We start from the raw sequence: 12,173 nt of genomic DNA, 5'->3' as shown, positions 1-12,173 counted from the left end.
GGCAGAAATCCCTGTATTCTAATTATTCCTAGGGGAAAACTCATATGCCTTGTCCCACCAACGCAGTAGCGGAAAGGGGGTGAAGCAACTTGAATGTAAAGTTACCAAAATCCATAGTACGTCTTGGAAGCATACCACTGGCAATACTTGCCGGGACCTTGATGCTGGGGTTTGGATCGTCGCATGTGTATGCAGATGATGCTCAGATATCTTCTGAAAAACCGTCCAGCGGATTGTCGCTAAATCTGCTCTCACGCGATACGGATGGCGGGTTGAACCTGACTCCGTCGGTATCGGTGTCCACACCATTATTGGATATTGAAGTTCCGTCGATCAAAGCGAATGAATCCACAGGTAAGCTGAGTGTATCTGAGCTAAAAGTAGATACACCGCTTGGATCGGCCGGAACATCAGAGATAGGTATTCATGCGAAGGAGGGAACCGTTGCACTGCCGTCTGTACAGGCGGATACACCGGTGATCAAAGCCGATGTATCAAGCAGTCAGGTGAATCTGAACGAAGGTACAGCTTCGTTGCCCGGGGTTACCGCAGAGGTACCCGAGGTAATCAAGGCAGAGACGTCTGCTGTGAAAACTAACCTTCGGCAGGGTGAGGTTGAATTACCTTCCGTGAAGGTGGATGTACCCGAGGTTACTTCGGTCAATATCTCTTCATCCCAAGTGGATCTGAGTAAGGGGAATGTCCAGCTACCTTCTGTGAAAGCAGAGGTTCCTGTTGTAGACGTATCCGCTGAACTCAATCCTGATCAGGAGAAGGTGGAGATTCCAAGTGTGAAGCCGGAACGGCCTGTAGTCACTCCAGAACAACAGCCGGTCGTCAAAACACCGAATGTTAAAACTTCCAATACGAGTGCACTCGCAGATCCTGTTTCATCACAGAACAACGTGGAAGGGCAGGACGCAGTTCAGGTTACGGGCAACGTGATTGAGGTCACCCCGGAACCAAGAGCACGTCCAGAACAACCTGTTGTCCCGCAGGCACTGCCTGTTGACGGAACCGATCTGACGCAGGATTCCGATGTCAATGCAGATTTGCCTGATAACGAGTTATTCCTCGTGGATCAGAACACTGTTAAACCATCTGTCACTGAACAAGTGCGGAGTAACCTGGAAGCCAATTCGAAACAAGATGATGATAATGCAGCATCTCCATTGCAGCCTCGCACAGAACGACCAACAAGTTGGTCTGTTGCGGCAACTTCTCCCGGAGCAGCTAATGCTTCCGCCGGGACAAGCTCCGGTGCGTCAGGTGTAACTGGAGGTGGAGCAACCGCTCCAGCAGCTGCACTTCCGGGAGCAACAATAGGTCTGGTTACGCCGGATTATGATTTTGCTTTCCGAATGGAACGCCTGGATGGGTTCAGTCAATGGTCACAGGCACCACCGGGACGACCGCCGCAATATACCTCTTTCTCATAGACAACATTGGCGTTAATTCAACCAAAATTGAGAAGGAGTGTATATAATCATGAAAAAAGTGAATCGTTGGGTAAAATTGTCGGTATTGTCGGGTACGTTGGTGGCTGGATTGCTGGGAGCTTCGCAGGCAACTTACGCAGATAGCTATAGCAATAACAGCAGTGGCAATCTGGATCTGAATGCAGGTTTGCGTCTGGAACTGGGGTCTCTTCTGTCTGGACACCGTGACACTGGTTACGGTAACCATGGTAGCTATGGAGGTTCATCCAGTGCAAGCGGAGCATTGAATCTGGATCTTGGACTCAATGCCGGCTTATCCTCAGAGAGCACGAACCGATACAATGATCGTTCTTCCGACCATACTACTGAGCGCAGCAGTTCTGGCAAGCTGGGCCTTGGTCTGAATGCCAATGTGTCGGGAGAAGGTACAACGATGAGCGATTATTCAAGAGGCGGCGATGAGCGTAACGTAAACAGCAGCTACGCGAGCGAAAGCCGTGGAAGCTTGGATCTGGGTCTGAACGCCAAAGCGGAAGGTGAGAGTGCAACAATGGCTCAAACTGAACGCAATAACAGCGTGAACGACCGTGAGCGCAACACGAGCAGTAACTTCATGAATGAAAGCCGTGGAAGCTTGGATTTGGATCTGAACGTGGATGCGGATGCAGAGAGTGAAACTACATCTGTGGTGGAGACAAATCGGTAATATGAGATTTTCACTGTAATATGAAGAAGCAGGGGCTCCGGAACCCCTGCTTCTTTTTTGCTTTTCAAAATTCGAAATATTATGCAAATGGATAAGAGTTTCAGTATAATTGTTATAACAGTTGAATAGTATAACTAAGGAGGGAAATGAATAGGGTGAGTGAGATGGAACGAAAAGTAACGAAATTTGGAAATAGTCTTGGATTAACCATGACGGATGCCTTCAAACAAATTGGTCTTGAGCAAGGCGATATGGTTCGAATCGAGGTAAATCAGTCTAACGGGGAAATTATTATTAAGAAGTCTACAAAAGTCAATTTGCCTAACGGAATTAGTAGTGATTTTATGGATACATTAGCTGATGTGATAGGTGAATACGATCAAACTTTGAAAGGTCTCAAGGATAGATGAGCATGACCCGGTATTTGAGCATACAAGAGGTTATTGCGATCAATGTCGCTATGATTAAGCGTTACAGTCCTGGAGAGCAGATTGGAGTTAAAGATTCTGGTCTGCTTGAATCCCCGATTATAAGAGCGCAATCATCAGCTTTTGGTAACGATGCCTACCCATCTATATATGAAAAATCTGCTGCGATTTTTCAATCTTTGGGCCAAAATCACCCTTTTCATAATGCCAATAAAAGAACGGCTTTTACCGCACTGGTAATCTTCCTGCGTTATAACAATGTGTATCTTAAAATGGATCAAACTTTTGCTGAGGACTTTACTGTCGATATGGTGAACCCCAAGTACACATTTGAAGAACGGGTCTCGATTATTCGTACATACTGTGTTACTGAAAATGAAATATAATAGTAAGCAATAAGTCATACTTTACTATGATTTATTGCTTTATTTTTTTGTGAGAATAACAGCGATCGGAAGGTTGTTCTGTCATCGGAGTGTGCAGTGTAACTGGTCTTTAGTTCAACGGATATAGATTACAATAAAACCTAGAGAACGAATGAAACACCTGATTAGAACAGGGAGTGAATGATATGGGAACGGAATATAACAGTACAGCCATACAGGAGTCCATTTTGGACGTACATATTACAGAGGCTGGATATGAGCCAGGACAATCGACCATACGCAATATTCGAATGAATGTGGCACGAGGAGAGCTGGTAGGTATTATCGGTCCAAATGGTGCGGGCAAAAGTACCACGATCAAAACACTGCTTGGTCTGCTGGAACATGCAAACTATGAAGTGACAATTGGGGGAGATGGTCGCTATGCCTATATCCCGGAGCAACCGGTTTTTTACGAATATATGACCCTATGGGAACATCTTGATCTGGCCGCAGCAGCGTATGAAATGGAAGAAGAGGTCTTTGTCGCCAGAGCGGAGGAGCTGTTGGTTCGCTTCGGCATGGACCACGTTCGGAATGATCTTCCAGCCAGTTTTTCGAAGGGCATGCGGCAGAAAATGATGCTGATGATCGGTTTTCTGTCTTCGCCGGATATCTATATCGTGGACGAGCCGTTCATCGGATTGGACCCCCGTGCAACCAAGGATTTTCTGAAATTACTTGATGATGAACGCCGCCGTGGTGCGGGTGTGCTCATGTCTACGCATGTGCTGGATACCGCTGAACGAATCTGCGACCGATTTATTCTGATTGCTTCTGGCAGATCTGCTGCCGAGGGTACATTGGATGAGATCCGTGAAGTGGCAGGACTGCCGGGAGCCTCTTTGTTCGACTGTTTTGATATACTGACGACTTAGATAGAGAGGGTGAGAGAGGATGGAAACGTTCCGGCGTTATACACCACTTCGTTTATACAAGCGAAGACGCAAAGAGCATTTCAGGGAGCAGATGAAAAACCTCAGACTCGTCGTGGATTGGACGGTGTGGGTATACCTGCTTGTTCCGGGTCTGCTCTATCTGATTGGGTGGTACATGAGTTTATGGACCAAAATGCTGCCTGCATGGGCAACAGGATTACCACTTCCCGTACTGACCGGGCTAATTGACGTGGTCATGCTTACCGGGGGTGTGCTGATATTTGTGGAGGAAGCGGATGTATTGTTTTTGAAATCAAGGTCGTTGTGGATGCGCACCCTAATGAGGCAAGGGCTCTACCGGTCCTGTCTGCAACATCTGGGCAAGATGATCTTGGTTACAGCACTAACTGCTCCTCTGTGGTCCCGTGTCTATGAGATGTCGAATCTCCAGATTGCACTTATGGCTGTCTGGTTCGGCGCAGTAGCTTCATTCCAAGCCATAACACTACATATGATGAAGGTTCGACATACAGGATGGCGGCGCTGGATTCAGATGATCCCTCTCGTCGTCGGCATAGGTTATATGACCATTCATGCAACATCGTGGATGTATGGACAGACGTGGAAAATCAGTTTTGGAATCGTATGTATCATGCTTCTTCTGATTACTATTGGACAGATGAGGCTGTTGATGAAAGGAACGTTTGAAGGGGATGTGCGAGAGGATCTGCGGAGCAAACTCAAACTTACTGCTCTAATGTTAAGTCGGGTGGTGAGCAAGCCGAAAGCCCCACAAACACGGACTATCATCTTCCGCAAACCACGTAAACTGTTACGCAATCGGTCCATTTCGAATCGGACAGCAGAGATTGCGTTCAAGGCATTTTTCAGGAACTCGGCCACAATGAAATTGTATTTGCAGCTTGGAGGACTATCCATCGCAGCAGTTGCATTACCTCCTTTTCCGGTCAATGTTATTGTGTGTGCGTTATTAATCATCATGTTGACGGTGATGTTTTATCGTTCCTGGGATGTTTTTGCAACGTCGGACTATGTTCAGCTTATAACGTATGATTCGGAGGCGCTGCATCTTGCAGGATCAATGATGGTTCGGATGTTGTTTGTCCCGATTGGTATTCTTATGGGATTCACGCTGGGACTCGCTTGGCTCGGCTGGGTTGTGGGTATTCTGACAGCTGCAGGTGCGGTGGCCTTCGGGCTCTGTGTGTTATCTATAGCCGGATGGGTTCGACTGACCCGGGGCTAAAGGAATTCATTTCTGAGTTGGAGCATATCAAGCGTTATATCTGACCATGCTATAGAAGAAGAATCTCATCTATGGATGATGAGAGATTAGCTGTAGCAAGGAGGAAGAGATGATGATGGATGATAGCGAACTACAGGTGCACTTCTCAGACGGTTCAGCGTTGAATGCTGCCAGGGCAACCTTGGAGGAATTGGGATATAAGCCATATCAGTCCGGCCCGCTGGAATTGTACATTCCCACAGATCGCCAAGATCCTCAGTCTGCCGTTGAGATTGTCCAATCTCATGGAGGAAGTGCCGTATTTGCCGCGCAAACGGAAGAACTGGATCAGTTTCAGAATATATCGATTCCTGCTCATCTCGTGAATGAGGACTGGAATGAAGGTTATGAGAGCGGAAATCAGACAAGTCAGGCAGAGCAAGACAGACATAACTATAGCGAGGACCCGGCATACGATGATTCGACAGATGGATTCTCAGGCAGTGTCAAAGCTTAGAGAAGGGCAAAAATTACAAGCTAAGAGTGGTTCGTTCCGTCTTTCTAAAAAGGCATAATGCCCAAAAAACCCGATACTCCACAGATAGTGGATATCGGGATTTTTGCATCTGAAGCAATTCATCATGCGCTTAAAGTGTGTAATAGCTATTATTGAACAACCTCTACTATAAAGTAGCGTGTTTATATTCAGCCGCATGCATGCCAGCCGTATATCCCGTGGAGAAGGCAGCGGTAATATTATACCCACCGGTGTAGCCGTGAATGTCCAGAACTTCACCGCAAAAGAATAGTCCAGGTAGCAGCTTGGATTCCATTGTTTTTGGGTATATCTCCTTTAAGTGGATTCCTCCTCCAGTGACGAAGGCTTCTTTGAGCGATCTTGTTCCGTCTGCACGGAAGGTAAAAGCTTTCATTAGCCCGCACAAGTTGCTTAACATACCTTTGGGAAAATGGTGGAACGTGAGGTCATCGCTGATCTCTGCCCGTTTCATCATTAATGGAATCATGCGCTCTGGAACCCATGTTTTCAGGATGTTTTTGACAGCCTTGCGGGACTCTTGTTCCAATACCTGTTGAACTTGTGCTTCCAATGCGCCTGCAGATAACTCCGGGAACAGATCAATGCTCATAATGACCTGTGGGTTTCCAGACTTCATCTGCACTTTGCGGATAAATTGGCTACAACGCAGTGCAACCGGTCCAGACACTCCAAAATGGGTGAAGATCATATCCCCGCGATGAGAGATGACGGTTTTTCCTTTGGCATCCAATACAGATAAACCGATATCCCTCAAAGACAAACCTTGCAGTTCTTTGGATTGAATCCAACTCTCCCCAGACACAATAGGCACTTCGGTTGGATACAACTCCGTAATCGTGTGACCTGCAGCCTCAGCCCAAGGATAACCGTCTCCGGTTGATCCGGTTTGGGGTACGGATTTGCCACCAGTAGCGATAATGACAGAGCGTCCAAGGATTGTTTTGCCTGACATCAATTTAACACCCTGTACGTGCTGACCATTCTGAATGAGTTCCTTCACCGGTTCTTTGGTCCGAATCTCGACACCGAGGGAGACAATTTTGCCTACCAGCGCATCCACAACGGTTTTTGCTTTATCAGTTACAGGGAACATTCTGCCGTTGTCTTCTTCTTTCAAGGCAATTCCAAGATTCTCGAAAAAACGCATGATTCCCTGGTTGTCCAGATTCTGAAACGAACTATATAAAAAGCGTCCATTACCCGGAATATGCCGGATGAGTTCATCCGTTTCCTTGGCATTGGTTACATTACATCGACCTCCGCCAGAGATGCCGAGTTTACGCCCCAGTTGATCTCCTTTATCCAGTAGAAGCACGGAGGCTCCATGCTCGGCAGCAGCAACACAAGCCATCAGGCCCGCAGATCCACCACCAATTACAATGACATCATACATATGTTATTACCCTCTTTTTTCATTGATTTTGTCTGTTTTTCGTAAACTGTGTCTACTCCTGGCTTTTTCTGAAATATAATGGAGTTATCGGCAGTTCTATTGTGCAGTCTTAGGGGATATATTGTAATATACTGTCGCCTATGTTTTAATCAGAAATACATGAGGGAATGTGCAGGCAGAGGAGGAGATGGGCATTGTGGTTGCGTTAAAAGACATGCTTTTACAAGTACTGCTGGCAGGGTCGGCGGTATTTCTGATTCCCTTATTCCGTCTGGTACTCTCCAAGCGGGCTATTGCCAGAATGGAACATGCCGGAACCGTTCATACCAGTTTTGCTGTGACAAGTGCCCTGAGCATGTTATTGTGTTTGCTGTTTGCGCTCTATGAAAACCCGGTAGCCGTACCCATATCATTAAGTATCGTACCTGTGATCCTTGTTATTTTGTATTGTAAAACCGCCATAGGCGTAACGCTGTCCATTCTACATATTCTCTTCTATTTTCTGTTTGCGCATCCCTATGATCTGTACGGATTTCTCCTTCATACGGGCATTCTTCTCTATCCTATTGTATGGTTGTCTGCCAAACGATTCAAGCATAATACACCTTCACGAAAAATGACGATCCTCATCATCCTAATTACAATGGAATTGGTTGTAACGAGTCTGTTATGGATCGCATCCCTCCAGAATGAATCCACGTACTCTGCGACCTACCTGATACTTACAGCACTTGGATATACCGCTGGAGCCATTTTTGCGGGCAGTCTGAGTCTGCTATGGCTGGAACGGATGAAGCACTATCGCGGGCTGGAGCAGCATCTCTCGGAAGTCCACCACCGATACATAGCCGAAACGGAGAAACTTCATCAGATTCTGAACGCAGTGCCGCTCTCCATTGCCACCGTAGATAAACAAGGCACAGTGATGTTTGTTAACGAGATGATGGAGCAAACCGCAAGAGAGCAGCTTCCTTGTACCTCCACGCCTGATCTCATTGGACAGCCTGCCAGTCAATTTGTTGAACAAGGTCAGGCGGACAAAATGAATAAAAGCATTCGCAGAGCCGTTGTTCATGGTGAGATTAGTGGATTGACCGTTCGTTACGGTGCGCACGTATTTCAGTCCCGAACCGTACCGATCTATGCTTTTTCAACAGAGTCTGCGAGAGAAGTTACAGGAGCCATGCTGATCATTCAGGATATCACGGAGCTTGAGATGTTGCGAAGTGAACTGGATAATGTGGATCGTCTCAGTCTGGTGGGGCAGATGGCTGCAAGCATCACGCATGAGGTGCGTAATCCCATGGCGGTTGTGCGGGGCTTTCTTCAACTCATGCAGGAAAAAAGTCCGGACTCCCTGGATCACTATTACCGGATCGTTCTGGAAGAGCTGGACCGAGCCAACAGTATCATTAATGATTTCTTGTCTCTGGCTCAGAATCGTATTGCCGAGAAAGAGGAGTCCCAGCTGCACGATATCATACATGAACTCAGCCCATTGTTATGGGCGGATGCGAACCTGCGTGGTCAGAGTATTGAACTCATGCTCGACCATAATGTGCCGAAGCTGCATCTCAATTCAAAGGAAATCAAACAGGTGGTGTTGAACCTGGCCCGTAACGGGATGGAAGCCATGAATGAGAAGGGCGTGCTTACGCTGGAGACGCGGATCGTGGATGATAAGGTGGAACTGTGTGTACGTGACACAGGACCGGGTATACCCAGGGTGAAGAAGGAAAAGCTGTTTGAACCTTTTTACACGACAAAAGCCAAGGGAACCGGACTTGGATTGTCCATGTGCCTGAGTATTGTGGAACGACATAATGGAACCATTACTGTGGAATCAGAGGAAGGCCAGGGTACCACCTTCAAAGTGGCATTTGAACTTTAGTCATTCAGCATATTTTGCCAGACATTGAGACATAATATTATGGAAGAAGCCTTTCCGCAGGCGGTTTCTGAATCTTGCTTTCATTGCTTATGGATGTATAATAGGAATAGCACATCATTACATCCATAATGTTCGATATGAATGTAACGTTGTTTTGGAAAGTTATTCGCCTTTAATTTTATCGAGATCATAGAACAACCATTTATAAGGAGTGAAACCGAATGTCGATGTCATTTGATCAATACATGAAAGATATGGTTCAACCGATGCGGGATGAGTTAACTCGTCTAGGAATCCAGGAGTTGCGTACTCCTGAAGAAGTGGAAGCAAGTCTTCCAGATGCAAAAGGAACAGCATTGGTTGTCATTAACTCGGTCTGCGGATGTGCCGCAGGTCAATGTCGCCCAGGTGTGTCTCAAGCACTTCAGCACGATATTACACCGGATCACCTGTACACTGTATTTGCTGGTCAGGACAAGGAAGCAACTGCAAAAGCACGTGAATTCTTTGCACCGTATCCTCCATCTTCACCGTCTATCGCTCTGATGAAAGACGGAGAACTCGTTCACTTTATCGAGCGTCATCAAGTGGAAGACCGTTCTGCAGAGGATATTGCGGCTGATCTCAAAAGTGCATTTGACCGTTACTGCCGTTAATTCGCTCCATAGAACGCCCCGCCCTTCGGATCACCGATGCCGGGGCGTTTCATTTTGGATAGATAAGGTTATTGAACCATTCGGACCTTTCAAGCTGGACATCAAATTTCATTCATTTAGAAACGGGGTGTGTGAACGATGAGTTTGCAACAACAGATCATCGCTGAATTGAAGGTTAAACCAAGCATTAATGAAGAAGAAGAAGTACGCAAGCGTGTTGATTTTCTGAAGACGTATGTGAAAAATGCGGGCGCCAAGGGCTTGCTGATTGCGATCAGCGGCGGTATTGACAGTGCAGTGGCTACAGCACTTTGCAAAAAAGCAACGGACGAGCTTACGCAAGAGAATAACCAAGAGTACAAAACGCTTGGTGTGTTCCAACCTTATGGTGAACAATCCGATATCGACCACAGCTACGCTGTAGCAAAAGCATACGATCTGAAACATGTTGTGGAAACGAATATTGAAGATGCGGTGAACGAGATTGCATTGGAAGTGGAGCAAGGATTCAAATCCTTGGGTAGCCCACGCCATATGACTCACCAAGGCAAAGGTAATGTTAAGGCGAGAACTCGTATGGTGATGCAATATGCGCTTTCGTTTGAAGAAAACCTGCTCGTTGTAGGTACGGATCACGCGTCCGAAGCTATTACAGGCTTCTATACCAAATGGGGCGATGGTGCTGTAGATATCACACCACTGAGCACCCTGAACAAACGTCAGGTACGCCAGCTGGCAGCATATCTGAACGTGCCACAGGCTATTCTGGACAAGGCACCATCTGCAGGGCTATGGGAAGGTCAGACGGATGAAGATGAGCTGGGGATTTCATATGAAGCAAACAGCGACTATCTCGAAGGCAAACAGATCGATCCGGCTGCACAAGAGCGCCTTGAAGCGTTCTATACGCGTACACATCACAAACGCAATGCCATTCCGGGTATCTAATACGGGTGATGAGCATGATCGTTATATAGGGAATGCAAAAAGAGTCGCTGCTCACGCAGTGACTCTTTTTGCATTGTGGAACGAGAAATCGCAAAAATCCAGGTGACTACCATATTAAAGTTGAGTTAGCTATTCCAGTCTTTGATCTGTTGCAGGGTTTGGGTGATGGCTTGCTCCAGTTGCGGAGTTGTTTCTTGAAAAGGATGTACGGTATTAAAGGTGTGGTTGCCTTCATTAATCTGGTGCCATGGGATATCAGGGCGGACTTGAACAAGTGCGGCAGAACCGTCCCGCAGACGCTGGGGATCTTCTGTTCCCTGAATGAGTGCGACTCGCAAAGTTGAAGCAGCCAAGCGGTCAATGATAGCGTAACGTTCGCGATGCTTGTCCAGGTCTTCCAGTATAGACACGTCCAGTGGCATCTGCTGGCCTGTACGTCCGTTAACGACATGGCTGCGGCCATGCGTACGCATTTCTTCTTTTTGCTCCGCTGTGAAGAGATCCAGATTGGTTACGCCATTCCAGGAGATGACACCTGCCACCTGCTCGGGATGATCCAGTGCATAGACGAGACTTACACCCGCACCGCGGCTATGTCCAATCAGGTATACAGGAAGTCCGATGAGTTCAGGTTGTGTAGCCACATGCTCCAGTACCAGGGCCAGATCGGCAAGCTCCCGGCTGTACGTATTCACTGCGAATTTTTCAAGTTCAGAGAATTGCTCCGAATATTCGCCGATACCGTTGTGAGAGAAATTAAAGGTCAGCACATGATGCGTCTGGCTTAGCCGTGAAGCTGCGTAGGGGAACATCCCCCAGTCTTTGAAGCCTTTGTATCCGTGAGCCAGAATGATGACGCCTTGAGCGGGTTGTTGTGCTGGGAAAAAGTCCCCGCGAATGATCGCATCTACGTCAGTGGGCAATTCAAAAGTTATGGGCATATTTCAGACCTCCTAAGAATTTCAAACGATTCCTGATTCATATTTTAGCATATATGGTAATGCGGATAGGTACTCGCTTCTGGGTGCCCCTCCTGCTACAATAGAATACGTGTTCGAAGAGTTACGGAACATGTGATTGAATGGAGATCTTTTACAATGCATGTTCAAAAAGAGTGGTTTTCAGTACCGAGAAGATGAAACTTTTTGAACTACCTTTACAGTATAGAAGATTAAGCGGGTGAACGTTGATGATATATGGCATTGGCAATGATGTGCTGGAGATTGGACGTATGCGCAAGCTGTTGTCCGGTCGCCATGCGGAAGCATTTCTGAAACGAATTTTAACGCCAGCAGAGCTGGAGATCGCGGTTCGTCGAGGGAAGCGAATGACGGAGTTTGTATCCGGTCGATTTGCAGCGAAAGAAGCGGTGTCCAAGGCGTTTGGCTGCGGTATTGGTGGCGTCATGGGCTTTACTGACATTGAGGTGCTTCCTGATGAAACAGGACGTCCAGTGGCCTCGCTGTCCAGTCAAGCCTGGGAACGTCTGCAGCTGCCATATGATAAGCAATATGACATTCATTTGAGTATTACGCATCAGACGGAATTGGCAGCGGCCTTTGCGATCGTCGAACAGATGGAAAAGTAGTTAGCTTGGCAATAGG

13 protein-coding genes are annotated in these 12,173 nt (G+C 47.0%); 11 read left to right on the top strand and 2 right to left on the bottom strand.

Annotated elements, in window-relative coordinates:
- Positions 1 to 89 precede the first annotated feature (89 nt).
- The 7 genes from ACE3K2_RS00400 to ACE3K2_RS00370 all read left to right on the top strand — a co-directional run bounded on the left by ACE3K2_RS00400 (position 90) and on the right by ACE3K2_RS00370 (position 5,639).
- Complete coding sequence (locus ACE3K2_RS00400) at positions 90 to 1,439, top strand: hypothetical protein (RefSeq protein WP_421885417.1); 1,350 nt, start codon at positions 90 to 92, stop codon at positions 1,437 to 1,439.
- A gap of 49 nt (positions 1,440 to 1,488) precedes the next feature.
- Entirely contained in the window at positions 1,489 to 2,145 is a 657-nt protein-coding gene (locus ACE3K2_RS00395) for a hypothetical protein (RefSeq protein WP_421885414.1), read from the top strand.
- Between the two features lie 146 nt (positions 2,146 to 2,291).
- Positions 2,292 to 2,555, top strand: a complete 264-nt coding sequence (locus ACE3K2_RS00390) for an AbrB family transcriptional regulator (protein ID WP_421885411.1) — start codon at positions 2,292 to 2,294, stop codon at positions 2,553 to 2,555.
- On the top strand, positions 2,552 to 2,959 hold the full coding sequence (locus ACE3K2_RS00385; RefSeq protein ID WP_421885408.1) for a type II toxin-antitoxin system death-on-curing family toxin: 408 nt from the start codon (positions 2,552 to 2,554) through the stop codon (positions 2,957 to 2,959). Before ACE3K2_RS00390 ends, ACE3K2_RS00385 begins: the two co-directional genes overlap by 4 nt.
- Positions 2,960 to 3,144: 185 nt before the next feature.
- The gene (locus ACE3K2_RS00380) at positions 3,145 to 3,876 is read left to right on the top strand and encodes an ABC transporter ATP-binding protein (protein WP_421885405.1); all 732 of its coding nucleotides are present in this window, start codon (positions 3,145 to 3,147) and stop codon (positions 3,874 to 3,876) included.
- A gap of 19 nt (positions 3,877 to 3,895) precedes the next feature.
- Positions 3,896 to 5,143, top strand: a complete 1,248-nt coding sequence (locus tag ACE3K2_RS00375; RefSeq protein ID WP_421885402.1) for an ABC transporter permease — start codon at positions 3,896 to 3,898, stop codon at positions 5,141 to 5,143.
- A gap of 109 nt (positions 5,144 to 5,252) precedes the next feature.
- Positions 5,253 to 5,639 carry a hypothetical protein gene (locus ACE3K2_RS00370; RefSeq protein ID WP_421885399.1) on the top strand — a complete coding sequence of 129 codons (387 nt, stop codon included), beginning with the start codon at positions 5,253 to 5,255 and terminating at the stop codon, positions 5,637 to 5,639.
- Positions 5,640 to 5,805: 166 nt separating this feature from the next.
- Here ACE3K2_RS00370 and ACE3K2_RS00365 read toward each other — a convergent pair whose 3' ends face one another.
- Positions 5,806 to 7,074 carry an NAD(P)/FAD-dependent oxidoreductase gene (locus ACE3K2_RS00365; protein ID WP_421885396.1) on the bottom strand — a complete coding sequence of 423 codons (1,269 nt, stop codon included), beginning with the start codon at positions 7,072 to 7,074 and terminating at the stop codon, positions 5,806 to 5,808.
- A gap of 169 nt (positions 7,075 to 7,243) precedes the next feature.
- Between ACE3K2_RS00365 and ACE3K2_RS00360 the strand changes: the two genes are divergently transcribed.
- The 3 genes from ACE3K2_RS00360 (at position 7,244) to nadE (ending at position 10,569) form a co-directional block, all read left to right on the top strand.
- The gene (locus ACE3K2_RS00360; RefSeq protein ID WP_421885393.1) at positions 7,244 to 8,965 is read left to right on the top strand and encodes a two-component system sensor histidine kinase NtrB; all 1,722 of its coding nucleotides are present in this window, start codon (positions 7,244 to 7,246) and stop codon (positions 8,963 to 8,965) included.
- Between the two features lie 221 nt (positions 8,966 to 9,186).
- Complete coding sequence (locus ACE3K2_RS00355) at positions 9,187 to 9,621, top strand: BrxA/BrxB family bacilliredoxin (RefSeq protein ID WP_091038991.1); 435 nt, start codon at positions 9,187 to 9,189, stop codon at positions 9,619 to 9,621.
- Positions 9,622 to 9,759: 138 nt separating this feature from the next.
- Positions 9,760 to 10,569, top strand: coding sequence for an ammonia-dependent NAD(+) synthetase (nadE, locus tag ACE3K2_RS00350; protein WP_047841401.1), 810 nt, complete (start codon positions 9,760 to 9,762; stop codon positions 10,567 to 10,569).
- Positions 10,570 to 10,694: 125 nt separating this feature from the next.
- Here the strand turns inward: nadE and ACE3K2_RS00345 are convergent, their stop codons facing one another.
- Positions 10,695 to 11,510, bottom strand: coding sequence for an alpha/beta fold hydrolase (locus ACE3K2_RS00345; RefSeq protein WP_421885390.1), 816 nt, complete (start codon positions 11,508 to 11,510; stop codon positions 10,695 to 10,697).
- A 248-nt stretch (positions 11,511 to 11,758) separates the two neighbouring features.
- Between ACE3K2_RS00345 and acpS the strand changes: the two genes are divergently transcribed.
- On the top strand, positions 11,759 to 12,157 hold the full coding sequence (gene acpS / locus ACE3K2_RS00340; RefSeq protein WP_421885387.1) for a holo-ACP synthase: 399 nt from the start codon (positions 11,759 to 11,761) through the stop codon (positions 12,155 to 12,157).
- The last annotated feature ends 16 nt before the right edge of the window (positions 12,158 to 12,173 follow it).

The organism is Paenibacillus sp. (assembly GCF_048976745.1).
In the GTDB taxonomy this organism is placed as follows: Bacteria; Bacillota; Bacilli; order Paenibacillales; family Paenibacillaceae; genus Paenibacillus.
Note: the sequence above shows the minus strand (reverse complement) of the source record. Positions and strands in the feature narration are given on the sequence as shown.